Here is a 26,991-nt window from a genome sequence, read left to right as displayed (position 1 = left end):
GTAGATGAAACAGTAGGTCGTGCACAACACGCTGGAAATGGCGGGAAAGAGCGTCGGGTCGCTGACGGGCTCCTGGGGGCGACCTGCTCCGGTGATACCGATCGTGAGAGCCAGGGGTCCCCTTGTTTTCGGTGCCAAAAGTGACGGTACGCTCCTGCCCGTAGAGCCAGCATTGGCGCGGGTCCGTTCGAGCGCTGTTCGGTAAGTTGTTGATTCGATGAACTTTCCTGTTGGCTCGCGCAGGGGCTTATCGTGGGCGGCCCGAGGCTTGAGTTGGGAGCGAGGCCATGCAAGGCTGGCAATCACCGTATCTGGGCCAGCGCGAGCTGCCGCGTGAGCTCAGCCAGTTTGAGCTGCAGGCCTTCTTCAGCTTCAGCCCCGCCGAGCGAGAGCTGACCTTGCCCCCGAAAAACGTAGTTCTTGGCTGATGATGGAATCAGAGACAGGAGCTACGAGATGAATGACAAGCAAGTGCGTGGGAAGTACACGCAGGAGTTCAAGCTGGAGGCCGTCAGGCTGGTCAGGGCAGGCCAGTCGGTGGGGATGACGGCGAAGGTGCTGGGCATTCCCAAGGCCAGCCTGAGCAACTGGGTGCGCTCCAGTGAGCAGGGGCAGCTTGGTGGCGCTGGCGACCGGCCGGTGACGCCAGAGCAGATGGAGCTGGCCAGGCTGAGGGCGGAACTGGCGCGCGTGAAGATGGAGCGCGACATCGCAAAAAAAGCGGCGGCGTACTTTGCGCAGGATGTTCTGCAAAGTACGCCTGGATCCGGACGATGAAGGAGAGCTGGCCGGTGAGCCTGAGCTGCGAGGTGCTGGGCGTGAGCGTCAGCGGGTACTTCGAGCACCAACGCCGCCAGTATCGACGCCAGCCGAGCCGGCCGGGCTCGGGGCGTCTGAGCGACGAGGCCTTGCTGGCGCACGTGCGTGCCATTCACGCCGAGGTCCGTCAGGAGTACGGATGGCCGCGGATGACTAAGGAGCTGTGCGCCCGGGGCCACCGCGTCGGCAAGGAACGGGTTCGACGCCTGATGCAGCAGCACGGCATCAAGGCTCGGGGCCGCCGCAAGTTCGTCGTCACCACCGACAGCAAGCACAACCTGCCGATCGCGCCAGACCTGCTTCAGCGGGACTTCGCGGCCGACGGCCCCAACGCGAAGTGGACGAGCGACATCACCTACATCGCTACCGACGAAGGCTGGCTGTACCTGGCGGCCTTCATCGACTTGCACAGTCGGATGATCGTGGGCTGGAGCATGCAGCCCCACATGCGCGCCAGCCTGGTGACGGACGCGCTGCGCATGGCGTGGTTCCGGCGTCGGCCACCGCCGGGGCTGATCGTGCACACGGACCGCGGCAGCCAATACTGCAGCGACGAGTTCCAGAAGGCGCTGACCGGGTACGGGATGCGCTCGTCGATGAGCCGCAAGGGCGACTGCTGGGACAACGCGCCGACCGAGAGCCTGTGGGGGCGCCTGAAGGTCGGCAGACTGCATGGGCGTAAGTTCGCCACCAGGAGGCAGGCTATGGACGAGGTCATCGACTGGATGGCCTTCTACAACCACCGCCGGCTACATTCCTCGCTGGGCTACCTCAGCCCCAGGCAGTATGAAGAGCGCTGGGTCGCGGCACAGCTCAACAAGGCCGCGTAACAAGGATGCTAAGAGCTACGGGATTCAGGGGCAAGGTCAAGCTGATCGCGCGACGCCGCGGCGACGGTCTGCGGCTGGGCCTGGCGCTGCACATCGGCTTCGTGCGCATGACCGGCCGGCCGCTGAACAGCGTGCGCGTCGTGCCGAGCGTCCTGCTGGCCCACCTGGGCCGCGAACTCGGCATCGAGACTCCCGATCTGGCGTCCGTGCGGGCGCTGTATGCACGGGGCCGCACCCTGTTCGATCACCAACAGCTGGCCTGCGAGTCCCTGGGATTTGGCTGGATGACTGAGCACCAGCGTCGTGCGCTCGTGCGTGTGCTGCGCGATGAAGTCGCGCAGTGCGCCGACCGAGAACGTCTGATCGTCCACGCCCGGCAATGGCTGTACAGCCACAGGTTGCTGGTCTTGCGCGAGCGCGACATCCGCGGCCTGGTGGCGGCCGCCCTGAGCGAGCTCGAGCGCACGACGGCCGAGGCGGTTCGGCAGTCGGTTCCCGTCTCGACCCTCAAGCGCTGGAGCGCGGTGCTGGATGCCCCGCGTCCTGATGGACAACCCTGCCAGTCCTGGTTGTGGAGCGCGCCGGCCAAGCATTCCACGCGGCAGATAGCAGAGGTTCTGGAGCGAATCACTTGCCTGAAGGAGCTCGGCGTCGACCGCGCGCTGGCCGAGATCAACAACGTGCTGGTGCGCCGCTACGCGCGACGCATGGCCTCGCGAGCGCCGTCGGTCAACGCCCGCGTCAAGGAGCCCGCCCGGACCGTCGAGACGGCCTGCTTCCTGCGCTACTGCTTGCTGACGGCCACCGACCAGTTCATCCTCATGTTCCAGCGCCGCGTCGCCGATCTCTGGCGCCAATGTGCCGACGATGCGGTTGCCCCCATCGACTGGTCGCGGCAGTACCAGTTGCTGCTGCAGGAGTTGGCCGAGCTGGCCCGGGACGAAGCCGGCACGGCCGAACTGCGCACGCGCCTGCTCGAACTGGTCGCAGCCCGGCGCGCGCAGAGAACACCGAGCCGGGCCTCGGGCATCCGTCGGCAGTTGATCGCCGCCATCGCCCCGGTGCGCTCGCTGCTGGTGGCCGCTGGGAGCCTGTCGTGGACGGCCACGGGTGAGCACCCGGCGCTGCAGGCGCTGGACATCCTGCGCGCGCAGTACGCAGCCGGCGACAAGACCTTGCCTGTCGATGTCACCGCTGCACGGCTGGGGGCAGCGTGGCGCCAGGACATCGCTGACACCGACCGGGAGCGGGCGTTCCGGGCACTGGAAGTGGCCACCCTGTTCGCGCTGCGCCGGGGATTGCGCAATGGCTCGATCTGGATCGAACACTCGCTGAGCTTCCGAGGCCGCGAGCGGCTGTTCATCCCGGACGAGCGCTGGGAGGTTGAGGCCCGGCGCCACTACGCCAGGCTACAGATGCCGGCCAAGGCAGCGAACTACCTCGCGCCGCTGCTGGAGCGCGTGCGCGCCGGCGTCGACGCCGTGGCCACGGCGGTACGCACCGGCGCGCTGCGTGTCGACGACGAACTGCACTTGGCTCCGCTGGCGGCCGACGATGAGGACCCCGAAGTCAGCAGGCTGCGCAGCCGGCTCGATCAGCGCATCGGCGAAGTGCAACTGCCCGAGGTCATCCTGGCGGTGGACGCCCAGGTGCGCTTCAGCTGGATCATGCTCGCACGCGAGCCGCGATCTGGCCAGGAACTGCTGATGGTCTACGCCGGCATCCTGGCCCACGGCACCAGCCTGACTGCGGCCGAGTGCGCACGGATGATCCCGCAGCTGTCGGCCACCAGTATTCGCCAGGCTATGCGCTGGGCCGGTGACGAGCGGCGCCTGGCGCTGGCCTGCCAGGCGGTGCTGGAGCACATGCAACGCCAACCGATCGCCGCCACCTGGGGCCGAGCGGATCTGGCTTCGTCAGACATGATGAGCCTGGAGACCAGCCGCCGGGTCTGGCAGGCACGGCAGGACCCCAGGCGGCAGACGGCCTCGATCGGCATCTACAGCCACGTCAAGGACCGCTGGGGGATCTTCCATGCCCAGCCCATCGTGCTCAACGAGCGTCAGGCTGGCGCGGCCATCGAGGGCGTGGTGCGGCAGGAGAAGGTCGAGACCACGCAACTGGCTGTGGACACGCACGGCTACACCGACTTCGCCATGGGCCTGGCTCGGCTGCTGGGCTTCGATCTGTGTCCCAGGCTCAGGGAGCTCAATCAGCGGCACCTGTTCGTGCCGCGCGGCATGAAGGTGCCCGAGGAGATCGCTGCCGTGTGCGAGGCCACCATCGATACGGCCCTGATAGAGACCCACTGGGACAGTCTGGTGCATCTGGCAGCCTCGGTGATCACGGGCCACGCCAGCGCGGTCACGGCGTTGGCCAGGTTCGGCTCGGCCGCCCGAGGCGACCCGATCTACGACGCCGGCGTCCAGTTGGGCAAGCTGCTGCGCACGGCGTTCCTGGCCGACTACTTCGTCAACGAGGCGTTCCGCCGCGAGCTGCGACGGGTCCTCAACCGCGGCGAGGCGGTCAATGCGCTGAAGCGGGCGATCTACACCGGCCGTGTGGGGCCAGCGCAGGCACGGAGAGCCGACGAAATGCAAGCGGTGGCCGATGCGCTGAGCCTGCTGGCCAACATCGTGATGGCATGGAACACGGCGCAGATGCAGGTAGTGCTGGACCGGTGGGCCAATAGGCGGCAGATCGTGCCGGCCGAGCTGACCGGGCGCATTGCGCCCACGCGCCTTGAAGGCATCAACCTGCGGGGAGTCTTCCGCTTCCCGCTGGAGCGCTACGCGGGCCAGATCCTGCCGTCACAAACTGCAGTGAAAACAGGTGCTGCTGGCTGAGATCGACCCCACAAACAGGCCTTCAGCGGCCGATCGGAGGACCAACAGGAACTCATTGCCTGACAAGCACTTGCGCGCGGTCTGAAAGCGAACCCCGCGCCAATGCTGGCTCTACGGGCAGAGGCGTACCGTCACTTTTGGCACCGAAAACAAGGGGACCCCAAGCCGGTCTTCTTCGGCCTCGAGTTCGATCCCCTGACGCCGGGCCAAGTCGTCTCTGGCCGGATCATCAGGACCGACGACGCCCTGCTGCAGTCCGCGCGGTGCGCCTTTCCGGACCCGGAGCCCGGCACGGACGTCCGCGAAGCGCAACTGGCTGCGGTCCAAGCCCAGGCTCGACACCTCCTCGCCTTGGAAGCCTCAGCGTTCACGCTGATCGGACACGCCCGGCAAGCGCTCACATGGACCACCGGCGAGGCCGCACAGCGTAGAACCGTCGAATGCGTGGCGGTGCGATTGGTGTCCGTCGACCGGAGCGTTGGAAGCATCTTCCCCCGCCGGCCGGGAGAGGACCGCCCTCGCCTCACCTACTCTCCTCCGAGCTACACCTGAAGCGCCATGGTGACCCCGAAACAGATGCGCCGCCTTGCGACCAATCCGCACGACCTGATGCGCTTCCAGACCACCGGCCAGCTTCCATCCGGCACCAAGCCGGCCGGACCGCTGGTTGAGCTGTTGGACGCCATTGGAGCCCGGGACCGCATCTCCATCCGCGGCGTGGTTGTGGATGCTCGGATGGGCTACCAAGGGTCCAGGACCTTCGCAACGGCTCAACAGGCCTTCCTGTGGGTTCATCCCTCCAGCGAGGTGTTCGGCTCTTTCCCGGCCGACTCCTGGCGCATTAAGACCTTCGACCGACGCCTGACGATCGAGGACCTCAAAGAGTGCTGCAACTCGATGCCCGAAAGCGTTCTGGCGGCCTATCCGCGCTTGCGCCGACCGGCGGCGAAGCCGTCCTCCCTGCGGTAAGCCGACTCGCCCTAAGCAACCCGGCGAAAGGCACCGGCTCTCGGTCGAATCGGCGCGTGCATGGCGCCCTACTTATGAGCGCTTGCGCAGCCGCCCCGCGCAGCTTCGTTTGTCACCTTAGAGGCACTCTGGAGGCACTCAAGAGCTAGCAAGGCACAGGAAAACTTCTTTTAGAAGTTTTTCGCAAGTGAGCGACCACTCTCAGAAAACTTCTAAAAGAAGTTTTTGAGGCCCTGGAGGCACTAGGCTGACTCAGGCGTAAAAAAGGCGCCCGAAGGCGCCGCAGTGCACACCCTCCCCTACCCGCTCAGGAGGCCTTCGCCGCCTGCTGCAGGAACTCCTGGAGCTTCTTCACTATGCCGCTTGCGTCCTCCGCGCGCACAAAGTCGATTTCTAGTCGGCCGGCCTTCTTCACGCGGATTTCGGCGTAGCGACGCTTCCCGCTCATCACTGCAACGGACACGGGCTCTGGGGCGTTTTCGGTGCCCGGCTTCGTCACCCATGCCACCGCGGCACCCTGCTTGAGCTTACCTGCGGCGACCAGCTTCACAGCCTCCGTTACCTGGTCTGAGTAATCGTCCACCAGAGGGGCGAGTCCGGCGAAGAGATTCGCCCCGAAGCTCCTGTGGCTCGCTCGGATAACCTCTTGCGCGGCCGGCGGCAGCTTAGTGAACAACATGATCTTCTGCAGCACCGGCAGACTTACGCCGGATTCCTCGGCTAACTCGGTCACTGTCAACTCACGCTCCTGGCGGATGCGCTCGAAACCGAGGTACTTCTGGTAGTCGGAAAGATTCGGGGTAATGTGGTTGTCATAGACCACGATTCGTAGCGCCTGCTGGTCATCGACGGCTTTGATGACCGCTTCAACCTCTGTGCGTCCAAGGTTTCGAAGCGCGCGAACCCGATGGCGCCCGGCAAGTAGCTCATATCGGCCGTCCGCTTTCAGACGGACGACTACCGGAGATGACTGCGGGTTGTGCTTGAGGTTGTCCTCCAGTGCTTTCACCCGCTCCGGCTCGAGCTCGCCGATGTGATATGGGCTGTCGTCGAGGAAATCGAGAGGAATCGCTTTGCCCCTCCCCTCGGCTTCCTTCAGCGCCCTGTTTTCCTCGGTCAAGGCTTGCGCATCGTCGCTGAAGTGCATGAGCGACGTCGTGGCGGGAATGGAACCGGACCGGCGCGACGCCCTGATGCTCTGCTCAGCCGGCTGCTGCGAGCTGCTCCGCTCGAACAGCGGCGCCCAATCGCTGCAGTTCTGCTGCGTAGCTGCTGGCGAGTTCGAAGCACGTCCGACCATGGACGTCCACAGTAAGCAGATCGGCGCCATGCCGCCTCAGCATTGAAAGCACCTTGAGGGTCAGCGGCCGGTCTTTGTGCACCGCCCAGTGTGCGGCAGTGAAGCCCTGGCGGTCCGCTAGGTCAGGCTTGGCGCCGGCGCGCAGCAGGTGCTTCATAGCCTCGAGGTTGTTCTGACGCGCGGCAATCATGAGCGCGGTCGTCTGGTTCCCGTTTCGCAGGTCAGGCGACACACCAGAGCGAAGCATGAGCTCGAGCGAACGAAGGGCGTTGCGGTCGACGGCCACAGTGGGCGCGGTCCAACCCGAAATCGCTTGCGACGAAGCGGACCATCGCGAGCGGAGGAGCGCGGCCATCACCCGCTCGTCGTTCAGGCCGACGAGAACTTCGGAGACGCTGTTACCGTCCGTGTTGACGCCCGTCAGGTCCCCGAGTCTCGGGATGACCGCGCACAGCAGTGGCACAGGGGCGCGAGAGCCCACAAGCCAGAGGAGCGCGGCGCGCTGCGCTTCCGCGCTCACCAGCTTCAGAGACATCTCGATACCGTCCTCAGTCAGTAGGTGCAGAAGGTCCGCACGATGGCCGCGAAGTCGGTGGCCGGGATGTTCACACTCGGAATCGACAGGCCCGCTCCATCCAGAGCAACGACGGTCCACGGGCCCGCGCCGGTGAGCCGAACCTGGGTGCCCCATCGCGCGCTGTCAACCTTGCCCTGTGCCACGTGCGGCAGGATGAAGGCGTTCGGAGTACCGCCGCTGATGCAGGTTGGCCGCGGCACCGTCTGACCGTTGGCCGTGATGATGTAGTTCTGCATCTCCACAAGCTTCGGCGCCAAAGCCTTGAGACTCCCCGTGCTCGGCGAGAAGCCGGCCGCACGACTGGGCAGAGACGAGATGACGACGTCGTTCGCGGCCGTGACGGTGTCATTGACCGTGAGGGCTCCGGAGCCTGCGACGGTGGTGCCGCCCGACGCGGACAACGTGAGAGCGCCGTTCGGCTGGATGTTGATGGCTCCGCTGCTCGACACCGTTCCGCCAGGGCCCATCGCGATATCGCTGTCAGAAGTGAGCGTGGCCCCGCGGACGTCGGCACTCGAGGTGATGTTGCCGGTCGCTGTCACCGTCGTTCCAGCAGTCATGGCGCCGGTCGTAGTCACGGAGCCAGCGTTCACGACACCGGTCGCCGTTGCCGTTGTGCCAGTGAACCCGCCGGCGGCGGAGACCTGCCACGGCATTGCGGTGCCGGACGCGTTCACGCTCGTGGCCGCAACGATGCCGTTGCTGTTCATGTTGAGGTTGCCCGTCATCGCATTGCCGCCGTCGAGACGGAGGTAGATGCTGTCGAAGGGCGTCGTCGCCTGGGAAACGAAGTAGGCCAGTCGGCCGGCCTGGTTGGCGTTCGGGTAGTCAACGACCAGGGCTGTCCAGGCGCCGCCGTTGCCGACGGCACCCGTGGCGTCGTAGGTTAGGCCGCCCGGGCCGCCGATGCGCCGGACGGCGCGCCCGAGCAGCGCGATCTGGTCCACGGTGCCGATGCGCCAGCGCGAGTTCGTGATGACGAGGGCCTCGTACTGGTAGGGGCCGGGCGCCGCGCCCAGCCGCTTGACCCGGATGCTGTAGCCGGCACCCCAGGGGTTCCCGGACGAGTAGTTGGCAGGCAGCATGGCGCCGGCCTGCAGCGTCGCAATGGTGATGTCCGTGGTGGGGTTCAGCGACAGGGTGGCGACGTTTGCCGGGATGTAGGCGGCTACCGCCTTCCCGACCACAGAAATGTCGTCAGCCGCCAGGTCGGCCTGCGACTCCTTGAACTTCTCCAGCAGCCTCTGGGCGCCGACGATGGCGGCCATCGCCATGATGGAAAGCACCACCAGGAGCTCGATGATGGTGAAGCCGCGCTGCAGCTGCTCCAGACGAAACGTGCGCTTCATGATGGTCGCCTTTCAGGCTGAACCAGGCGCGTCGGTGTACCGGGCCGCGGGGCTGAAGAAGTACGAACGGCCTTCCTTGCGCGGCGACGGCTGGATGCGCTTTTCCCGCACCCATCGACGCACGGTGTTCGCCGCGGGCGCATCGTTTTCGGCGTAGTTCGCAGCCACCCAGGAGGCCAGCGAGATGCGTTGCTCGGTGACTTGAGGCGCGCGCTCGCTGGGCGTGCCGATCCTGGAGGTTTGGTGCTCGGTGCTGTTCATGCTGGTCTCGTGTGTAGCCAGCGCTCAACGCGCTTCATGTTTGGCTCGCTGCTGAAGGCCGCCGCGGAAGGTCCCCGGAATGCCACGGCTGCGGGGCTTCATTGACCGGTCGCCTCCGTCCAGGGGGCCCCGCTCAAGCCCTCCGTGGAGAGGACGGTGACGGGAGGGCTCAGCGCTTCGGCCGTCCAGGAGAGCCAGGAACGTCTGGCCGCCGTCGACGACGCGGATGTCAAGGGTCATCAGCACATCGCGCCCGATGTGCACGACGCCTGCATCCTGGTCCTCTCTCGACGACGGAACGATTTCACGAACGTCAAGGAAGTGGTAGTTGGCCAGGGCCTTGATGAGCTTGGGGGAGATGACCTCGAAGTTCAGCGCGAATTCCGGCGTGAAAGCGCCCGCATGGCGCAAGCGCTCGCAGACCAGCGACAGCGCTGTACCCCCTCGCGTCAGCGCCACGTGCAACCACGGCATCGCACTGAACCACTCTTTGACATCCTGAGGGATGGCGATGAAGTACCGCATATCGTGCATGCCGATGTTGAAGCGACCGCCGAGAGCGGGGCCTACATCGAGCATGTTCTCGCTCGACATGACGAGATTCCCGTTCGCCCGCTCCTGGGCGAACCAGGACGAGAAGGCCCGAATCCGCCCTGCATCCTGCTCAGCGGATGAGGCCGGGCCGTCCGCGTCGGACGCCTTGGTAGGCCGCGACGTAAGAGAGTCCCGTCGCTTGCGGAGGACTCGCAGTGCGTCGTCACTGAGCTCGGGAGCTGTCATCAGGGTTAGACTTGAAAGATAGACGCGTACCGGCTACAATATACACCATCACGCCCACAGCAACAAGAATGCCGCCGGCGAGAAGGAAGCCCGATGAATCCGTTCAAGCCCAAGGCGCTCGCGCCTGTTCCGACGACCGACTTGGTCGGCCTGTTCGTCGCAACCTGGTCGGGCCGCTGCCGTGCGAAGCAGGGAGGCAAGCCGCTCTTCGTCCTGAACGACACCCCTCTCAACGACGCGGACCTGGGCTCGGAGAGCGGTGTGCTGCCGCTTGTCATGTGGCATGCCGAGAACGTCTACAGGTACGGCATCAAAGAGTCCGGCTTCGGAGCCTCGTTCCGGCAGGACGCCGATGCGCTGCTCCAGCGCACTGTGGGCCTGCAGAAGGTCCATCGCTCGACTGCCGAGCTGCTGTGCTTCACCTTGGAGGCGCTCGAGGACATCCGGGCGCATCTGCCGCGCAGCATGAAGTCGCCTACTGCGACCGAGCTCCGCTCCCTGGTCGCCCAGTTCGCCCATGAGATGGGTGTCGTCCCCGGGGTGGCCCCGGTGTCCGGACAGTCCTTCGGCGCCCGGCCGCACGGTTGACGCCATGGCGTCCATTCCTCATTCCCCTCAGCGAGCCGCCGGCCCCGTCCGGCGGACCGACATCGTGTCCGGGATGGCCGATGCCGCCGTGGACGTGCGCAAGGCCTGCAACGGCATTAAACGGACGTCGTGCCTTGCAGCAGCCTCTCTCACGGGCGGCTTCGACCCGAAGGACTTGGCCGGCGCCGCTCAGGACATGGCGCTGGAGGTGCTGAAGTCCATCGGCTTTGACGTGGGCAACGATGACCGTGTGAGGTCGGTCATGCCCATGGTGCTCGAGGCGACCTCCGGCGTGATTTTTGATGCCGCTCGCAGCGGCGCTGCTTCGCTCGAGCAGATCGTGCGCACCGGGGTCGAGGCGATGACGGCGGTCGCGAAGTCACGCGCCGTTGTGCGAGCGATGGAGCCCCTTTGGCCGGGTGACATGGATTCGGTCACCAGCATGCGCATCACAACGGCTGCCGCCATGTCGCACGTCGCGGTGGAAGTCGACGCGTTCGACTTCATGCACGCGCCGTCCGAATGCATCAAGGAGGCGACGAAGCTCCTGGTCAAGGCCAGCACCGACACCTCGCGCCGGCTTGCGCCTCCACAGAGCTCTGCCGCGGCGCGTCTGATGCTGACGCAGACGCTCATGCAATCCAGCGCCCGCATGTTTGCCGCGGTCTGGAAGGGCTATGCCCAGCATCTGACCGCGGAGCTCGACGCAATGGGCGAGGTTGAGCGGAACGCCCGCCTGGAGCAGATGGAGGCGACTCCCATCAGCAAGCACATGGAGACCATCGCCGAGCGCTTCCTTGCCCTGCTTGCATCCGTCAGCGCTGAGGCATTGGACGTCTGCCTCGAGCCTGCTGCTGAGCGGAGCCGGCAGAACGCACGCCCTCGGCATCGCTGACCCCATGCTCGAAGCTGTAGCAATCGACTTGGCGCAGCGCGCCTCCGTGGCGGAAGTACGCTCCTCTCCTGGCGCCGCTGCGCAGCCGGCCTGGTACCGCCCCGTCACTGCTCAGTGCCTGGTGGAAGAGGCCGGCCGGCAAAGACTGGAGCTCGTGAAGCTGCTTGCGGTGATGAAGGCGGAGGGCGGCCGCGTAGGCATGTTCAGCCGGAACACGGACGGCTCGTACGACATCGGCCCGATGCAGGTCAACACCATTCACCTGCCCGAGCTTGCCAAGCTCTTCAACCGCTCCGCCGGTGAGGTGGCGCGGCTCATGGCCTACGACGGGTGCTTCAACGTCGCCGTCGGGGCCTGGCTGCTGCGCAAGCGCACCAACGAGGCCGATGGCGACTTCTGGTATGGCATCGGCCGCTACCACAGCAAGACACCTGTCCACTCTACGCGCTACATCCTCCGCGTGCACAGCGTCATGCAGGACATCGTGAAGAAGAGCCTGGCGGACGACGCCAAGGCACGGACCGTGACATACGCCGGTGCCGCAGCTCCGGAACAGCAAGGGCAGTGAGATGGCGAAGCAGCAACGCGGAGGCGACAGCACCGGCAAGTCGCTGGAGGACGATGCTCTGATGATCGGCGGTGCCATCATCATCTTGGTGGTGATGGCATGGCTCCTCCTCGGGCCCATCATCTCGTCCGTCCTGGGCTTCCTGCGACGCTACGAAATCGTCCCGTTCGCGCTGTTCTTCCCGGCGGCGGACGCTCTGCGGCTGAAGCTGGTGGCGCTGGACGGTCGCTCGCTCGACTTCTCGAACACCGTCGGCATGCTGCGCCAGACCGGTCCCTACGTCCGCTGGCTCTACATCCCCCTGTTCGTCTGGCTCGCCATCCGCCTGATGACGAAGTCCACGCGCGGCCGCTTCCGCCGCAAACACGACATGACCAGTCTGGCCAAGCAGGAGGCTGCGCTCTGGCCAGAGATTGCGCCCGTTGCAGGCAAGCAGTTGGCGATGGTGAAGGGCGACCTCACCAAGGGCGAGTGGGCGGTGGCATTGACGGAGTGGGAGTTCGCGGAGAAGCACAAGCTGGCCACGCGGGCTGAGCCGGCTCTCAAGCGCGACCAGGCGCGGGACGTGTTTGTCGCCCAGCTCGGCCCGCGCTGGAACGGGTCCGCAGCGCTTCCGAAACACGCCCGGGCGCTCTATGCGGCCTTCCTCATGTACATCGGCGGGGAGGGCAAGGCAGGCCTGGCCGCGCTGCGGAAGATGGCCAAGACGTTTGCCGCCGGCGGCCTCAAGGGCATGGACACCAGCTTCGCCGATGCTGCCATCGCCAAGCACGAGACGAACCCCATGGCCCAGCGCGCCATCGGCCAGCATGCCTACGTCTTTACCGTCCTCCCGACGATGCTGCAGCTGGCACGCGCCGAGGGCGTCCTGGCGAGCCCGATGTTCATCTGGCTGAAGACGGTCGACCGGCGCCTCTGGTACGCGCTCAACAACGTGGGGCGATATGCCTTCCACGTGGAGTGCGCGGGCATCGCGGCGCACTGGCTCTTCGAGAAGACGGTGAGCCAAGCTTGCCCGAGCCCGATGGTGGAGAAGGCCGTCGACGGCCTGGCGACCGCCCTCACTGAGTACGCCGAGGACGATTCGCTCGACCGCCTATACAAGTGACAGGTTGCCGGTATTGGTCGCGCTTGTTTCTTTGACGGCTAGACGCATCGCGCATACGATATACGTAAAACACCACAGCCGACAGGCAGTGACCAACATGAAATTCGCACGTAGCGGCCGCAACGCGGCCAAGGTCCGCGCCAAGCGTCTCAAGAGCGGCGACATCGCGCTCCAGCATGGCGAGACCCTGTTTCGGATCAGCCCGTCCGAGTATGCCGCCATCACGTTTGGAAGCGCCAGCGCGAACGAGCACGCGCTCTACGGGTCCAAGTTGGTCGGCGCGGACGCCGAGAAGACGGTGCTCGCCGTCTTTCCGACCGTGAAGGAGGCGCAGAACGCGCACCGGGCCGTGACGGCGGCATACGCCGGCTTTGGCCGTGGAGGCTGGTGGCGCTGGCCGGCCGGCGTCCTAGGACTCTTCGTCGCGGCCAACGTCCTGTTCTCGCAACCCAGCCAGGCCCTGCCCACCGTCTATCCCGACGTGCAGCAAGGCGCCGTGGGTTCCGCACGGGCCGCGCCGGCTGCGGCCCTGCCGGGCCAGTTCAACCCCAACGAGCCGACGCTCGAAGAGCTCGCTGCCGGGAACTACCGGCCAAACCTGAAGGTTCAGGTGCCCGACGTGAAGGCGCCGGAGCTGAGCTGCGCTACGCAGTGACGTCCTGACGTCCGTATCGAACTGCCTTTGGTGAGCGCATGACTTCCGACGCCGTCAACTTCAAGCTCGAGCGCAAGCAGTCTTCGCTCATCTACGACACCCGCAAGCTGGGTGACCGGATCAATGACGCGCTCGCCGACGAGACCGTGCCGGTCGTCGTCATGGCAAGTCTGGGAGCCGCCTCCTTCTTCGTGCCGGCCCTGGTAGAGGTCATGGTCCTCGTCGCGCTGGGGTTTTACTGGATGGCGCGCCGGGCGCAGAAGCGAGCAGGCCTGGCGCTCCGGATGCCCAAGAGCAGCGGCGAGATTGACCCGAAGGAAATCAGCCTCAAGGACGGGAAGCCGAGCCGCGCCGAGGGCATCGTCTACATGGGCAATGACCTCGACACCGGCGAGGAGGTCTGGCTAACGGACGTGCAGGCTCGCACGCACATGCTCTTCATGGGCACTACTGGCTCCGGCAAGACGGAGTTCTTGGTCTCGCTCGTCTACAACTCGCTCATCCACGGCTCGGGACTGATCTACGTCGATGGCAAGGCCGACTCCTCGCTGTACGGCAAGGTGTACTCGATGGCCCGCGCGATGGGGCGCGAGGACGACGTGCTGGTCATCAACTTCCAGACTGGCGCCAAGGACATCTACGGCGCCCAGCCGAACAAGCTCTCCAACACGCTGAACCCCTTCGCCGTCGGCTCCTCGGGCATGCTGAGCGAGCTCGTGAAGGGCCTGATGGCTACCGGCGAGAAGTCAACCTGGACTCAGCAGGCTGAGTCCTTCGTCGAAGCCCTGATGAAGCCGCTCGTCTACCTGCGGGACAAGCACGGCCTCAACCTCGACGTGAACGTGGTCCGTGAATACTTCGAGCTCAACAAGCTCGAGGACCTCGCTTGGCGCGACGGTGACAAGTACCCTGGACTCAGCGAGTCCGGTGTGCTGGACGGCCTGCACAACTACCTGTTGACGAAGCCGGCGTACAAGAAGGAGAAGTACCACGACCAGAGCGAGACGACGAACGAGCAGCACGGCTACATCACCATGCAGCTCATCCGCACGTTCAACTCGCTGTCGGACACCTACGGCTACATCATGAAGACGCAGCTGGCGGAGATTGACTTCGTCGACGTCTTCCTGAACCGCCGCATCCTTGTCGTGCTGCTGCCGGCGCTCGAGAAGTCGCCGCCCGAACTGACCAACCTCGGCCGCATCGTCGTAGCCTCCATCAAGGCGACGATGGCCAAGGGCCTCGGCTCGGCACTCGAGGGAGACTGGAAGAAGATCATCGACGCCAAGCCCACCAACGCGCCGAGCCCGTTCATGTGCGTGCTCGACGAGTACGGCTACTACGCCGTCGAGGGCTTCGCTGTGGTGCCGGCGCAGGCGCGCTCATTGGGCTTCTCCGCAATCTTCGCCGGCCAGGACCTTCCGGCCTTCGAGAAGGCGTCGAAGGAAGAGGCCGCCTCCACGCTTGCGAACACGAACACGCGACTGTGCGGCAAGCTCGAGTGCACGAAGACCTACGACTTCTTCAAGAACATCGCGGGGCAGGGCATCTACACGAAGACCTCCCGCTACGAACACGATTCCGGGGCCATGGGCCCGACGGCGTTCAAGGCCGACGACGGCATCAGCATCGACCGCGTGGAGCGTGTCAGCTTCGAGTCGCTCCGCGGCCAGCTTTCCGGGTACTGGCACCTTTTCTTCGCGAACACCATCGTGCGCGTGAAGTCCTTCTTCGCCAACCCGGTGCCGGTGGGAAAGCTGCGCGTCAACCACTTCATCAAGGTCGCTCGCCCTGACCCGGAGGAGGTCGATGCCTACAAGTCCACGACGCACCTGTTCACGCGCGCCGTGACGGCCGAGGGCGGAATCGCCTCCTACATGGACCGCGTCGCTGACCAGCAGGACATCCGCGACATCGGCGAAGGGTTCGAGAAGTTCAAGCTGCAGGACTCGGCGCTGCACAACGCTGCTCGCGTGCTGGCCTATTGCTCGCAAGCAGAGGCACACCGCGCGAAGGCCTTTGCCTCGGCCATCGACATCGGACTCTTTGCCACCGCGGGCGGCGACGACGATGCTACGCCTGACTTCGTGAGCCAGATGAGTGGCACGGTCGCGCACGCACCGCAGGTCGATGACGACATGCTGGCCTTCATCGATCCGGCAGGAGACGGCGAAGACCAATCGCAGGAGACCGCTCCTGAGGTCACGTCCTACGGCAGCGAGCCCGAGGTGCCCGAGCGGCTCTTCGACGATACGCCTGCCGAGGTGCGCCCGGCCGAGCAGGAGCAGCGCGGCTTCACGGAGGATGCAGACTTCGGTCGTCATCCCGTGGCGCTTGTCGACCCTGACCTGGGAGCCGACGACCTGTACGACGACGATGTGCCTGCCGACGTGGTCGCGAGCGCTGAGCCCGAAGAGGACTGGGGTAGCTACGGCGTAGAGCAGCCGGCCGCGCGCGCCGCACTGATTCCGGAAGGGGTCGGAGAGCTCGTCACCCATGACCACACGACCCTCTTCGGGGCCGAGGGCATTGACGTTCCGCCGGCGGTCGCGATGGCCGACAACGATGTGGAGGCCGAAGCCCAGGACCGGCCCGTGGACGAGGTCGGACAAGAGGGCTTCGACGCCTTCGATGCGCCGCTTGCGGACGAAGGATTGCTGAACCGCGAGGCCACCATCAGCGGCTTGGCGCAGATCGAGCGCATGACGGGCGCCCCTGAGACGGAGTCGCAGATGACTGCTGCTGCGGTGGCCGAGACGCTGGCGGGCGCGACGACCTACCCGCTGACGCCGCCGAAGGAAAAGCCGGAGCTCGCGCACTTCGAACTGCTGGCCCAGAAGCTGTCGCGGCACCTGAGCGCCGCGGACGAGAGCGACGACTCATGGTCGGAACTGTGAATCGCGCCGGCACCACGCGGCGCAGCGTGCTGCTGGTGGCTGCGTGGGCGACGATGTGGCGACCGGCGGCGTCGTTCGCGCAGAACGTCATCGAAAACTCGCCGGAGGCAGGGCCTGGGTGGGAGCCGCCCAAGCAGATTGGGACGGTGTCAACGCCGACTGCGACGCCGGTAGTGGCTGGCCCGCCTGTGACAGCAGCAGGCGACTGGCGGCAGTTCCTGCTCTCCGGTGAGCGCTCCATCGTCGTGCGGCGCAACGGCCCGCGCCGGCGCATTCGCTACATGAACCATGACGGCTCAGTCGACCGGGACGGCTACGGCCTGGCCTGCTTCATGCTGCGTGACGTCCGCGCTGGGAAGGTGGTCGCCATGGACCCCAAGCTCCTGGACGTGCTGTGTGGCATCCAGCGCTGGATGGAGTTCAACGGCCGGACCGCCGATATCGAGCTGCTCAGCGGCTTCCGCACTGGGGTCACGAACCAGGCGACCGAAGGCGCGGCTCGCAACTCCATGCACCTCTATGGCAAGGCGGCCGACATCCACATCGATGGCGCCTCGAGCGCGCTGGTCGGCGCGATGGTGCAGGTCTTCAATCGAGGCGGTACCGGCGTGTATCTGAACCGCGGCTTCGTGCACGTTGACACCGGCGCACAGAGAACCTGGGTCTCGACGGCCCGCAGAGGATCGTGAGCAAGCTCTACAAGGTCATCGAGAAGACGTTCTGCCAGGGACGCCGGAATTTCGTGATGGTTGGTGGGCTCTGGTGGACTTCCAAGGAGCAGGCTCGCGCAGCCGCGCACCGCCTGGCGCCGTACTCCCTTGCGCATCGGATGTTCATCTTCGCCCCGAAGGCGGGCATCGTTGAAGAGGTGGAACTCGAGCCGCTGCTTACGCGGATGCAACGTGCGCACGTGGCGGTCCTGACGAGCAAGAACCCCGACAGGCTGGCACGGGAGGTGGCCGCGCAGGAGGAGCGGCAGAGGCGCGCCCAGGCTTGGTCAGTGGGCATCTGAAGCGAAAACGGCGCCCAAGGCGCCGTTTTCACAGGGAGGCCGAGGCTCAGCTGGTTACCGACGCCTTGGGTACGCGGCGCACCGTCTTCTTCGCCGGCGCGGCCTCGGCGGCCTCGTGCTTGCCGGCAGCTTTCGACGCTTCGGCGGCCGGCGCTGCGGCAGTCTTCGCCGGTGCCTTGCGTGCGCGCGGCTTCTTCACCGCGGCCGCTTCGCCCCCTTCCACCGCTTCGGAGGCCTCTTCTTCCTTCTTCGCCTTCGCCTTCTTGTTCGGGTTCCAGCCACCGGTCTTGAAGACATCGACCACGCCGCGAGCCTTCGCCTCCTTGTCGACCGTCTCCTTCCAGTCCTCGAGGAGCTGGCCGCGCTCGTTCGGACGCTGCGAGAGCATCGCCACCTTCAGATAGTGCATCAGCCGGTTCACGGCCGGAGACTGCCGCGAGCCCGGAACGCGCAGCCAGCGGTACGTCGCCGATGCCTCGGAGCCCAGCAGCACGGAGAAGCGCTTCTGGTCCGTCGGCGTGACGCCGTTCACCATCTCGTACATCTCGGGCACCGTGGGGAACTTCGGGATGACCGACAGCTCGGGGTGGTCCGCAAGGAAGCGCACGAGCAGTGCCAAAGTCGGGTCGCTCACGGGCTCATCGCCAGCCCGCTTGACGATTTGCATCCACCGCGTGATGGACAGGCCGAAGAGCCAGCACGCGTCCGAGACGAGCAGCCCGTACTGGGTACGCACCGCATCTAGGTCCTTGCCGAGGACGGGTCTGTTCTTGGGAATCACGGTCACCTCCAGGAAAGCCCCAGCCTTAGGGCACGTACAGCGCGGACTTGATGGTCAACACTGTTAAATGTTTGACAGTTAGCGTACTCGATATACAATCGGACAACCGGGTCCCCGTGGGGTTTGACGGTACGATGGTGCAGATGGTATGCGAAATGCGCCACGGTCGCAAGCTTCTGATGGTGCGCTGAATACTCAATTTTTTAAAGGCCGCTCATGCCTTCGCAGAAAAAGACGACTGCGCCTTCGGTCCGGCTGACGTCATTCGCCGTGTACCGGACGACCACGCCGGCGAGCGGAGGGCAGCCTCAGGTGGAGGTCCTCTACGGCGCCTCCGACGCCCGCTTCAACCCGGCCACGAGGAAGATCGAGCTCCTCGCGGACTCGATTCCGTTCCATAGCGAGTCGTTCACCCGGTTTACTCCAAAGCCTGGGCACGGCATGTTGATGCTGTATGGCATCCGTGACGCGCTCGACGAGCTGCACAAGTGGCGTACCAAGGCGCGCGAGCTAGGCGCAGAGTTTGCCTCCGCCGAGTTCGAGGTGGAGGTCGGCGGCATCGAGAAGGACCTGGTCAGCAAAGAGATGCTGAAGGCCTCTCGCAAGACGAACCGCTTCCTGAACGTGCGACGCATGAAGGCAGACCTGCAGGAGGACGTCTTCAAGTGCTTCACGCGGTATGCCAAGGAAGACGGCCTAAAGGTCGACGAGGACATGCAGCGCATCTTGCAGATTGCGACCCATCCGAGCTACTTCGACCGTCTGTTCCAGGAGTATGAAGACCTGCAGGACATGGACGTGCTGGTCATCCCGGTGGCCGACATCGAGATTGGCGGTCGTAGGCACATCCGCCAGGCCGCTTACGTGCGTCCAGGGGCGAAGATCCTCGACGTCCGACAGGTGCGCCCCGATGTCGACATCGTGCTGCCTGCATGGCTCACGGACGAGAAGGCTGCGGCGAAGCAGCTCAAGTTCGCAGAAGCGATGGCCTGACGTCCAGAGCAGATTCGACAGGCGCCCGGTGCTCATCGAGCCCGGGCGCCTTTTCTTTGCGTCCGTGTGGCCGGCCTTGCTGTTCAGGCGCGCGCCACCGGCATGTCGTCCCAAGACGTTGTGTAGTGGGGCGTTCGCCGCTCCTGTTTCGGCACGAACTCGCGTCGCGCAGTTGCGAGACCGGCGCTCGCCACCATTAGTGAGCCGCGGCCGTGGCGCCGGTTCACAGCGTCGACCGCGGACATCAGCTTGCTGCGGTCGCGCGGGACAGTGCCGGGCTCGGGCTCTCCCAGGTCGAGCTCGGCCTGGTGCACCGACTCGGGCTGCAGTTCCATGAGCATGACCCCCGCTTTCGCGTAGCGGTAGCCAGGCTTGAACACCGCCCGCAGAGCGAGGATGGCGGCGCTGACCAGCACCCGCGTGTCTCCTGTCGGTCGGACCAGCGGCACGGTGACCGAACGGCTGTACTGCCGGTCCTCCTTGCGGAAGGGGCTCGTGGTGATGAAGACGTGCACGGCGCCGGCGAGGTTCTCCTGCTTGCGCAGCTTCTCGGCCGCGCGCGCCGCGAAGTCGCTCAACGCCTCGACCAGTCCCTCCATCTCGAGCACCGGCCGCCCGAAGGAGCGCGAACACATGATCTGCTGCCGGCTCGCCGGCGCGTCTTCGAGCGTCAGGCAGCTGATGCCGCGCAGTTCGAGCACGGTCTTCTCGAGCACCACCGAGAAGCGTCGCCGGACAGCCGCGGGGTCCAGCCGGACTAGGTCGAGCACGGTCGAGACTCCAGCCGCGTTGAGCTGGGCGCCGATGCGCGGCCCTACGCCCCAGACTTCCTTGACCTCCGTCTTGACCAGGAGCTCCCGCCGGACTTCATCTGCCAGCTCGCCCAGATTGCAGACCTGAGCAAGCTGCTCAGGGTAGGACCCCGGCTTGCGCTCGGCCGACTTGGCGATGTGGTTCGCCAGCTTCGCGAGCGTCTTGGTCGGGCCGAAGCCGACGCAGGTGGGAATGCCGGTCCACCGAAGAACCTTCTCACGCAGCGCGCGGCCAGTTTCGACGAGGGAACCTGGTCCGCCCGGCATGCCGGCGAAGTCCAGGAAGCACTCGTCGATGCTGTAAACCTCTTGGCGTGGCGCGAAGGAACCGGCCACGGTCATCATCCTCTCGGACATGTCGCCGTAGAGGGTGAAGTTGGCCGACAGCGCCACGAGGCCCTGGTCCTTCTCGAGGTGTCGACATTGAAACCAGGGCTCCCCCATCTTCACGCCCAGCGCCTTCGCCTCGTTGGACCGGGCAATGACACAGCCGTCGTTCGAGCCCATGACCACCACGGGCCGGCCCGTCAGCGACGGCCGGAAAACGCGCTCGACCGAGCAGTAGAAGTTGTTGCCGTCGACGAGGGCGTACATCCGCCAGACACCGTACTGTATGGACATACAGTATAGGCGTCCGCCTCCTCGCTACTCAGGGGGAAGGCGTCCGGCCGCGCGGCGGGCGAGACTTCGGCACCGTGACGGCTCTGGAGGAAAGCATGCGCCGAGCGTCCGGCCATGTTGTTCACCGCCTTCGCGATGGCAGGCGCCGGCGCCCATGGCGCGTCGGCGGGCCACGTTGCCTGCGAGAAGCAGTTCAAGCGGCTGAGCAAGGGTGCCGTGACTGCTGTGCCAGAGGTGAAAGACTGGGGCGACGCCCGCGAGTATTACTTTGCGTGGAACGCCGACGCCGGCCAGCTGCAGACGAGGGGCGGCAAAGCGTCGGGCAGCTGCATCATCGACCGCCGCACTGGCAAGGGCTTCGTCAGCATGAACGCCCAGGACCTCGGCGACTTCGTCGCTCCGGCCCCGCTGTGACGCAGCAACTCAGCAGCCGCTGTAGTTCTTCCGGCCGCTGGCGGTGATGGTGTACGTGCCGCCGCGCGGCCCCACATAGCAGGTCGGACCGCCGGCAGAAGGCGGTGCCGAGACGGCACTTCGACCGGCCTGCTCGGATAGATTCTGAGCGCGGGCGGTCCCGGTGGTGGAAACCGGCGCAGTGTCACGCGGCCCCGCGGCCGGCGCGCGATGGCAGTGGTAGTCCCCGGTCTTGCGGTTGTGGTGGCAGCCCGCGGCGTTCAAGCCGCCGCCGTGAGCGGCGGCAAGAGCGGGCAGGCTGGCAACCGCCGCGGCCAACACGAGCTTCAAACCTCGCATGTCTCCTCCTCCTGGAATGGTCTGATGGGGCGCAGTTCTCCGATGCGGGTCAGATCGCGGCGCAGCTCGTGGCGGGCAAGCGAGTCCACCACGTTGAGCTCGGCAAGCCGGTCGAAGGCAAGCTGTTCCCAGGCTTCTCGGGCGACCTTGACTGAGAGCAGGTACTGGTCCTCGAGGTGGCCGGTGGCACTGTTGCTGCGCTGGGAGTAGCCTGAGACGACGACCGTGCGGGCGACGGGCAGGGCGGCGAAGGTCTCGCCGACCAGGCGAAACACGATGCCGTGCACGTGGTCCGCGTAGAGCCGGCGGACCTTGGCAGCCGGCAGCTCCTTCACGGAGAGCTTCAGTCCGCGCGCCGGCACGGCAGCCGACTTGGTCGGCATGTTCTCGATTTCAGGCAGGTCGACATCCAGCTGGACCGTGAGACCTCCATCCCCGATGTCCACCGCAACCTGGGTCTCCCGCGGCCAGACGATGTCCTGGAGGTTTGCCTCGAGGAAGTCCTCCATGGCCTGGACGTCCTGGTAGATCAGCTGCTCGACCAGAACTCGACGCTTGGTCTCGGCCGCGTAGAACGCACGCCGCTGACGCTCGAACTCTTCCGTGTCCCCTTCGAAACGGGCTAGCGCCCGGTCGTTTTCCTCCTGGATGGCCAGGCGGACGGACTTCCTGAGTCCTTCAAGAAATGTCGGGACGCGGAGAGTGGGCCGCTCGGGCGCTACCAGGTTGATGCGCTGCGGTTCGAACTTGGGCTTCACCCTGGAGTCCGGGGTGTCGTGATGAAGCCGGCCGAGCGCCTCGACCTGGTCGTTCAGCTCGTCGCACTTGCGCTGGATGAGCGCCAGGATGGCGTCCCGGTTCTGCTTCTTGGCGGCCTCGACCACCGCCTCGCTGAGTGGCATGCCAGCGCCATCGGTGAAGCTCAGGACGCCTTCATCGTCGATGCCGCAGGTCAGGCTGACCTTGGTCGTCTGCGGGGGTCCGAGCTGGGCGGACGGCGTCTCGCTGCGGCCACCGAGCCGCTCGCGGTATGACAGGCCGGTGCCGGGGATGCTGTAGTTGGCGTAGACGCCGCGCTTGCCCACGCTGATGGAGGCGCCTCGGGGACCGAAGCTCCAGCTGCTGCCGGAGCCGGAAATGGTCCACCGGACGCCGGGGGCGAGCTTGAAGGTCTTCCGGAACCGCAGCGCCATCGGCCGAACCCCTGTAACAAGAAGTCACGCGAATGTGCCCGTGGCGCCGTCAGCCCGCAAGCCCGCGGTCGCCGGGCGGCGCTACAGCGGCATCGACTTAATGGCGTTCGTCACGACGCCCCAAACTTCCACCTCCTGTCCGTCCTTCGGGACGATGTCGGGGTAGGTGGGATTGGCTGCCTGGAGCTTCACGCGCGAGCCGCGCTTCCAAAGGCGCTTCACGGTGAACTCGTGGTCGACCACGGCCACAACCACGTGCCCGTGGCACGGCGTGATGGCGCGGTCGACCAGCACGACGTCCCCGTCGTCGATGCCCGCTTCTCGCATGGACGGTCCGCGCACCCGCATCAGGAAGGTGGACTGCGGGTGCTTGATGAGCACCTCGTTCAGGTCGATCCGCTTGACCGCGTGGTCCTCCGCCGGCGAAGGGAAGCCGGCCTGGACCGACTGCGGAAGGGCAACGATGGTTCGACGGGCCCCGCTGGCCGCGGGCACCGGCTCCCCCGTGATGTCGGCCCACCGACACTCGATGCTGTACATCCATACAGTATAGGAGTTGCCTTTGATCCGTCAGGACGGGCACAGCCGTTGCCAGAGGAGGCCATCGACTCTGCGAAAGGAGTTGGCATGGCCGACGACAAGACCAAGAGCGGCGGACGCGACCGCGAGCTCATCGATGTGAACCAGGACTACGAGCTGCGCGACTGGGCCAAGAAGTTCGGGGTCAGCCCGGAGGAGCTCAAGAAGGCAGTGGCGGCGGTGGGCAACAGCGCCAAGAACGTCGAGGCCCATCTCAAGGGCGGCGGAGGCGGAGCCTCTGGCCGGTCGAGCTGAACTGCCTGAGCGACTGAGCAGCATTGAGCCGATGCTGCTGGGGCAGGCTCGGGCGCCGTTCGACGACCCAGCATGGACCTTTGAGCTGAAGTAGGACGGCTACCGGTTGATGGCGTGGGCCGGTGAGGGCGGCCCCCGGCTGAAGACCCGCAACGGCGCTGACGCCACAACCTGGTTCCCAGAAGTCGTACGCGGCCTGGCCGAGCTCCCCGCAGGGGAGCATGTGCTTGACGGCGAAGTCGTGGTGCTTGACGAGCTCGGCCGCACCGACTTCGACAAGCTGCATGCCCGGGCGAAGGCCCGACGATGGAAGCCCGGCCTCGCGTCGGTCGTCTACTGCGTTTTCGACGTCGTGGTCCACCGCGGCCGGGACATCCGCCACCAGCCGCTCCGGCGACGGCAGGCTTGCCTTGAACAGCTGCTCCGCCAAGGGGCGCCGTCGCTGCTCCGAGTGACCGGCCTTGAAGGGCAGGGCTCGCAGCTCTTCCACCAGGCGCGGTTGCTTGAGCTCGAAGGCATCGTTGCCAAACGCCTGGACTCCTTGTACCTGGCCGGCCAACGGTCCGAGACCTGGCTGAAGGTCAAGCGCAAGGGAGCGACACCGGCGCAGCGATTCAACCGACCCAAGCGCCGTCCGCTTCCCGAGGCCTGCTGAGCGTCGGGCGCTCCGCCGCAGGGCCTGCGAGGCAAAAGCTCTATGAACGTAGAGGATTCCGCCCGCAAACGACAAACGGGCGGATTGCGACTTGTCAAATCGAAATCCGCACGTTCGGTCGTCAAAACCCGGAATTCCGGGAATTCACTGCGCGGTGGGGGGGTCGCGTCGTAAAAACCCGGAAAAGTGGAGTGAGTTCAAACGCGAAGATCGGAAAGCGTCAAGTTTTAAGCGGGAGAATGGCGAAACGTCAAGGCGCGGCGGTCGTTGTTGCCAAACTGATGCCGCTAGAGTGCCAAGTTGATGCCAAACAGGGCCGCGACTTCGTTGTTGCCTAACTGTTGCCTCTAGAGTGCCAAACTGATGCCTTGCTGTTGCCGAACTAGTGCCAAACGCCCAGCGGGGCCGTTGTTGCCAAGTTGTTGCCTCTAGAGTGCCAAGCTGATGCCTAACTGATGCCGCTACGTTGCCAAACTGGGCCGCACTGATTGGCCGGCATCCATGGCTTCTCTCGGTATGCCTCGGTCAGCAGTCGAGGATGGGCATCAGGAGCTGTTCCAGGGGCCGAGTTGGGCGCTCCGGGGCCACTGGAATGGCCATTCGACTTGACGTTTTTCTTGTAACGCTTATGCCTCTCCGACTTGACACCCGTTGTGTCTTTGTAACGTGGGGAGCAAAGAAAAATGGTGGGTTCAGGACCACCTGAAAACATTGAATTTCGACGTCGTCAGGAGTGGTTCATTCGGAGCCCATTGGAGGGCCCAGACCCCAGCCGCAACCGGCGCCGGGAAGGGGTAAGAGGTGAGGCAAGAGGAGGGTGGTCATTCAGCGGAGGACCGTCGAAGGCGCCCCAGAGCCGGCACGCATCGATTCCGAGAGAGCGACCAGGGAAGCCGCTCAAGCATGGCAGGAGCACGACAACACTCCCCAATTGGTACCGGTTGCGCCCGCTGTGCGGACCCATACACTCGGACTCACACACCGCTTAGCCAGAAGCCAGGCGGCCTAACGACATCGCCGGCCGCACCGCGGAGCCGGTACAGACAGGAGAGGGCCGTCATGTCGCAAGACGTGCAGCCGGAGGGCGTTCATCGTTTCGATGCTGGCTTCCCCGTGTCCGGTCGGGTCGATTCGACGTCAGGTGCGTTCCGCATCCTGCCGCCGTTCCACCCCACCCCGGGCCCACTCGACCTGATCTGCCGCCGGACCAAGACGGGCCCAGGCTATGAGGCTGAGGACTACAGCTTTGAGGTCCGGCTCCCGGCCGGCGCCGCGGCCGGCGGACTCCACCACCACCGGGCCCCGCACGACGACGGCTTCACCTGGGGCCGACCCGGGCCCGGCACGAACGACCTGGCGCTGAGCGTCCTGGCCGTCTACTTCCCAGTCGCCGAGGGCGCGGCCGCTCCCGTCACCGTCGCGCCGGGCGAGTCGGTCTCGGCGACCGCCCACCGACACCACCTCCCGTTCGCCGTCGAGTTCCTGCTACCAATGCCGTCCTGCGGCGGCGTCGTCGAGGAGCAGGAGATTCGGGCCTGGGTCCAGCTGCAGGACGCCATGGCGGTCATCGACCCGGAGCCGCCCAGGCTCGATGGCCCTGAAGGGTCGGCTGACTGAGCCCGGTCCCGTAACGACTACCGGCGCCGGACCGCCGAGCCGAGTTCGAGTCTCATCCCCGGCTCCAACCTCACAGCCCGGCCCCACCGACCAGAGCTCCAAGCTCTGGGGCAAGACCCGCTGGCCAATCGCTTCGCTGTGTCCAGTCGACACCCCGGTTTCGCTGCGGCGCCGCCGAGCCCCACAATGAAGCCATGACCGACGGCGCCCCGAACCCGGACTCCCAGCTGCAGCCCACCGACCGGCCCGGCGACCAGCCGACCGAGGTTTCGGTCAGTTCCGGCTCCCGGGCGAAGAAGGCTGCCCCGAAGGCATCCGCCAAGCCGACCCGGTCCGAGCAGCTCTTCGAGCGCTTCGCCCACCGGGCCCGGTACGTCGGAGACGAGGAGACCAAGCGCCTGAAGACCCAGGCCAAGACGGTGGCTACCGGCATCCGCCGGCTGCGGGACAGCTTCGAGAAGCTCATGACTGCGAAGCAGCTGGACGCGCTAACGCTCGCAGTTCGAACCCTTCACGAGCTCGCCGAGGAGGCGGACCAGGCCTCGGTCATCGCCCGCAAGGCGAAGGTCGACCACGATGCAGAGCAGCTACGCCTGCGCCGGGAGAAGGCGGACCGCATCGCCGAGAAGCGCTGGGGCCCCATTGACGACCCGACGCGCAAGGGCGGCTTCCTGGACGAGGTGCATGCCCTGGTCAACTTCGTCGACCTGCGGGTGAACGGCGCCAGCCTCAAGGAGCTCGAGGAGCTCTTCGGCGGCCGGCACTTCCAGTTCGACATGGAGGGCGGATACACCGGCCCCCAGCTGATGAGGATGCTCGAGCAGTACGAGCGGGAGCCGACAGCGGCTCGGCTCGTCGACATGCGCCGGCGCGCGGCCGAGTACCTCGGGTCCCTGCACCAGAACCGGCACTTGAACCAGGTCAACTTGCAGGACTACGAAGCCTGGAGCGCCAAGCGCCGGGCCGCCATGCCGGATCTGGCCAGCATCCGGACCGGCCGGCCGGCTCCGGAGGGCCAGGGCAGCTGAGCGCCAGGATTCCGGGTTTTTACGACGCGGTCCCCCCATCGCGCAGTGAATTCCCGGAATCGGCAGCCTCACGCGGCGGTTCGGCGTTGTTGTCGGGCCCAGTCGGCCCCTTCGGGTGGTTGTGACGGAAACGTCGGCCGACTACCCTGCGCCGCCCTCAACTTCCGCTTCGGCGCCGCTTGCCTCTTATGCCGCCTTCCTGCCACCGGACTCAGTCCACCCCGGCCACCCGCTCCGCAGCTGCCAGTGC

At 65.8% G+C, this 26,991-nt stretch carries 27 protein-coding genes and 1 pseudogene; 18 read left to right on the top strand and 10 right to left on the bottom strand.

Translation table 11 applies throughout. The annotated features are described in order from the left end of the window. The first annotated feature begins 287 nt into the window (after positions 1 to 287). From MPE_RS24345 to MPE_RS19625, 4 genes and pseudogenes are all read left to right on the top strand, one after another. On the top strand, positions 288 to 428 hold the full coding sequence (locus MPE_RS24345; protein WP_158304635.1) for a hypothetical protein: 141 nt from the start codon (positions 288 to 290) through the stop codon (positions 426 to 428). A 28-nt stretch (positions 429 to 456) separates the two neighbouring features. Further along, a protein-coding gene (locus MPE_RS19640; protein WP_085984391.1) for an IS3-like element ISMpe1 family transposase occupies positions 457 to 1,649 on the top strand; the annotation gives its coding sequence in 2 pieces (ribosomal slippage) (positions 457 to 712 and positions 712 to 1,649; 1,194 coding nt in all). A 44-nt stretch (positions 1,650 to 1,693) separates the two neighbouring features. Continuing rightward, positions 1,694 to 4,495, top strand: a pseudogene (locus tag MPE_RS19635) (Tn3 family transposase); the annotation flags it as partial. Positions 4,496 to 5,053: 558 nt separating this feature from the next. Continuing rightward, positions 5,054 to 5,464 (top strand): hypothetical protein, encoded by a 411-nt coding sequence (locus MPE_RS19625; RefSeq protein ID WP_041930346.1) that lies wholly within the window; start codon positions 5,054 to 5,056, stop codon positions 5,462 to 5,464. 307 nt (positions 5,465 to 5,771) lie between these two features. On the opposite strand, the gene MPE_RS19620 is transcribed toward MPE_RS19625, so the two are convergent. Genes MPE_RS19620 through MPE_RS19600 form a run of 5 tightly spaced genes read right to left on the bottom strand, consistent with a single transcriptional unit; the run spans position 5,772 to position 9,545 of the window. Beyond that, positions 5,772 to 6,611 (bottom strand): ParB/RepB/Spo0J family partition protein, encoded by an 840-nt coding sequence (locus MPE_RS19620; RefSeq protein ID WP_011831462.1) that lies wholly within the window; start codon positions 6,609 to 6,611, stop codon positions 5,772 to 5,774. Positions 6,612 to 6,666: 55 nt separating this feature from the next. After that, positions 6,667 to 7,299 (bottom strand): ankyrin repeat domain-containing protein, encoded by a 633-nt coding sequence (locus tag MPE_RS19615; protein ID WP_011831461.1) that lies wholly within the window; start codon positions 7,297 to 7,299, stop codon positions 6,667 to 6,669. 17 nt (positions 7,300 to 7,316) lie between these two features. Beyond that, positions 7,317 to 8,690 carry a prepilin-type N-terminal cleavage/methylation domain-containing protein gene (locus MPE_RS19610; protein WP_011831460.1) on the bottom strand — a complete coding sequence of 458 codons (1,374 nt, stop codon included), beginning with the start codon at positions 8,688 to 8,690 and terminating at the stop codon, positions 7,317 to 7,319. A gap of 12 nt (positions 8,691 to 8,702) precedes the next feature. After that, on the bottom strand, positions 8,703 to 8,951 hold the full coding sequence (locus MPE_RS19605) for an excisionase (RefSeq protein ID WP_041930345.1): 249 nt from the start codon (positions 8,949 to 8,951) through the stop codon (positions 8,703 to 8,705). A 24-nt stretch (positions 8,952 to 8,975) separates the two neighbouring features. Then, on the bottom strand, positions 8,976 to 9,545 hold the full coding sequence (locus MPE_RS19600) for a hypothetical protein (protein WP_011831459.1): 570 nt from the start codon (positions 9,543 to 9,545) through the stop codon (positions 8,976 to 8,978). A 279-nt stretch (positions 9,546 to 9,824) separates the two neighbouring features. On the opposite strand from MPE_RS19600, the gene MPE_RS19595 reads away from it, so the two are divergent. From MPE_RS19595 to MPE_RS19560, 8 genes are all read left to right on the top strand, one after another. Further along, positions 9,825 to 10,319, top strand: a complete 495-nt coding sequence (locus MPE_RS19595) for a hypothetical protein (RefSeq protein ID WP_011831458.1) — start codon at positions 9,825 to 9,827, stop codon at positions 10,317 to 10,319. Positions 10,320 to 10,392: 73 nt separating this feature from the next. After that, the gene (locus MPE_RS19590) at positions 10,393 to 11,214 is read left to right on the top strand and encodes a hypothetical protein (protein WP_148211101.1); all 822 of its coding nucleotides are present in this window, start codon (positions 10,393 to 10,395) and stop codon (positions 11,212 to 11,214) included. Between the two features lie 4 nt (positions 11,215 to 11,218). After that, a complete protein-coding gene (locus MPE_RS19585; RefSeq protein WP_011831456.1) occupies positions 11,219 to 11,782 on the top strand; it encodes a lytic transglycosylase domain-containing protein in 564 nt (187 codons plus the stop codon). A 1-nt stretch (position 11,783) separates the two neighbouring features. Then, positions 11,784 to 12,890 (top strand): type IVB secretion system coupling complex protein DotM/IcmP, encoded by a 1,107-nt coding sequence (gene icmP, locus MPE_RS19580; protein WP_011831455.1) that lies wholly within the window; start codon positions 11,784 to 11,786, stop codon positions 12,888 to 12,890. Between the two features lie 97 nt (positions 12,891 to 12,987). Further along, on the top strand, positions 12,988 to 13,545 hold the full coding sequence (locus MPE_RS19575; RefSeq protein ID WP_011831454.1) for a hypothetical protein: 558 nt from the start codon (positions 12,988 to 12,990) through the stop codon (positions 13,543 to 13,545). A 38-nt stretch (positions 13,546 to 13,583) separates the two neighbouring features. Further along, positions 13,584 to 16,442, top strand: coding sequence for a type IV secretory system conjugative DNA transfer family protein (locus MPE_RS22945; protein WP_011831453.1), 2,859 nt, complete (start codon positions 13,584 to 13,586; stop codon positions 16,440 to 16,442). Next, the gene (locus tag MPE_RS19565; protein ID WP_011831452.1) at positions 16,427 to 17,131 is read left to right on the top strand and encodes a YcbK family protein; all 705 of its coding nucleotides are present in this window, start codon (positions 16,427 to 16,429) and stop codon (positions 17,129 to 17,131) included. The genes MPE_RS22945 and MPE_RS19565 overlap by 16 nt, the downstream gene beginning before the upstream one ends. Next, positions 17,128 to 17,454, top strand: a complete 327-nt coding sequence (locus MPE_RS19560) for a hypothetical protein (RefSeq protein WP_011831451.1) — start codon at positions 17,128 to 17,130, stop codon at positions 17,452 to 17,454. The genes MPE_RS19565 and MPE_RS19560 overlap by 4 nt, the downstream gene beginning before the upstream one ends. 46 nt (positions 17,455 to 17,500) lie before the next feature. Here the strand turns inward: MPE_RS19560 and MPE_RS19555 are convergent, their stop codons facing one another. Further along, a complete protein-coding gene (locus MPE_RS19555; protein ID WP_041930342.1) occupies positions 17,501 to 18,235 on the bottom strand; it encodes a hypothetical protein in 735 nt (244 codons plus the stop codon). Between the two features lie 270 nt (positions 18,236 to 18,505). Here MPE_RS19555 and MPE_RS19550 point away from each other — a divergent pair, with 270 nt between their 5' ends. Further along, entirely contained in the window at positions 18,506 to 19,228 is a 723-nt protein-coding gene (locus MPE_RS19550; RefSeq protein ID WP_158304634.1) for a hypothetical protein, read from the top strand. Between the two features lie 83 nt (positions 19,229 to 19,311). On the opposite strand, the gene MPE_RS19545 is transcribed toward MPE_RS19550, so the two are convergent. Then, on the bottom strand, positions 19,312 to 20,634 hold the full coding sequence (locus MPE_RS19545; protein ID WP_041930340.1) for a Y-family DNA polymerase: 1,323 nt from the start codon (positions 20,632 to 20,634) through the stop codon (positions 19,312 to 19,314). Positions 20,635 to 20,775: 141 nt separating this feature from the next. Between MPE_RS19545 and MPE_RS19540 the strand changes: the two genes are divergently transcribed. Continuing rightward, positions 20,776 to 21,075 carry a hypothetical protein gene (locus MPE_RS19540; protein WP_011831447.1) on the top strand — a complete coding sequence of 100 codons (300 nt, stop codon included), beginning with the start codon at positions 20,776 to 20,778 and terminating at the stop codon, positions 21,073 to 21,075. Between the two features lie 9 nt (positions 21,076 to 21,084). On the opposite strand, the gene MPE_RS24735 is transcribed toward MPE_RS19540, so the two are convergent. From MPE_RS24735 to MPE_RS19525, 3 genes are all read right to left on the bottom strand, one after another. Further along, on the bottom strand, positions 21,085 to 21,414 hold the full coding sequence (locus tag MPE_RS24735) for a YHYH domain-containing protein (RefSeq protein ID WP_011831446.1): 330 nt from the start codon (positions 21,412 to 21,414) through the stop codon (positions 21,085 to 21,087). After that, on the bottom strand, positions 21,402 to 22,607 hold the full coding sequence (locus MPE_RS19530; RefSeq protein WP_011831445.1) for a DUF4236 domain-containing protein: 1,206 nt from the start codon (positions 22,605 to 22,607) through the stop codon (positions 21,402 to 21,404). Before MPE_RS19530 ends, MPE_RS24735 begins: the two co-directional genes overlap by 13 nt. An 81-nt stretch (positions 22,608 to 22,688) precedes the next feature. Beyond that, positions 22,689 to 23,147, bottom strand: coding sequence for a LexA family protein (locus tag MPE_RS19525; protein WP_083768020.1), 459 nt, complete (start codon positions 23,145 to 23,147; stop codon positions 22,689 to 22,691). A gap of 87 nt (positions 23,148 to 23,234) precedes the next feature. Between MPE_RS19525 and MPE_RS19520 the strand changes: the two genes are divergently transcribed. From MPE_RS19520 to MPE_RS19505, 4 genes are all read left to right on the top strand, one after another. Beyond that, positions 23,235 to 23,441 (top strand): DUF3606 domain-containing protein, encoded by a 207-nt coding sequence (locus MPE_RS19520; protein ID WP_011831443.1) that lies wholly within the window; start codon positions 23,235 to 23,237, stop codon positions 23,439 to 23,441. A 106-nt stretch (positions 23,442 to 23,547) separates the two neighbouring features. Beyond that, positions 23,548 to 24,096, top strand: coding sequence for an ATP-dependent DNA ligase (locus tag MPE_RS19515; RefSeq protein ID WP_310733889.1), 549 nt, complete (start codon positions 23,548 to 23,550; stop codon positions 24,094 to 24,096). A gap of 1,059 nt (positions 24,097 to 25,155) precedes the next feature. Continuing rightward, entirely contained in the window at positions 25,156 to 25,713 is a 558-nt protein-coding gene (locus MPE_RS19510; protein ID WP_011831442.1) for a hypothetical protein, read from the top strand. A gap of 194 nt (positions 25,714 to 25,907) precedes the next feature. Continuing rightward, positions 25,908 to 26,741: a hypothetical protein gene (locus MPE_RS19505; RefSeq protein ID WP_011831441.1), complete on the top strand. Its 834-nt coding sequence runs from the start codon at positions 25,908 to 25,910 to the stop codon at positions 26,739 to 26,741. Positions 26,742 to 26,991: the final 250 nt, after the last annotated feature.

It is taken from the genome of Methylibium petroleiphilum PM1 (genome assembly GCF_000015725.1).
Taxonomy (GTDB): Bacteria; Pseudomonadota; Gammaproteobacteria; order Burkholderiales; family Burkholderiaceae_C; genus Methylibium; species Methylibium petroleiphilum.
The sequence above is the reverse complement of the archived record's forward strand: the minus strand, read 5'-3'. Positions and strand labels throughout refer to the sequence as shown.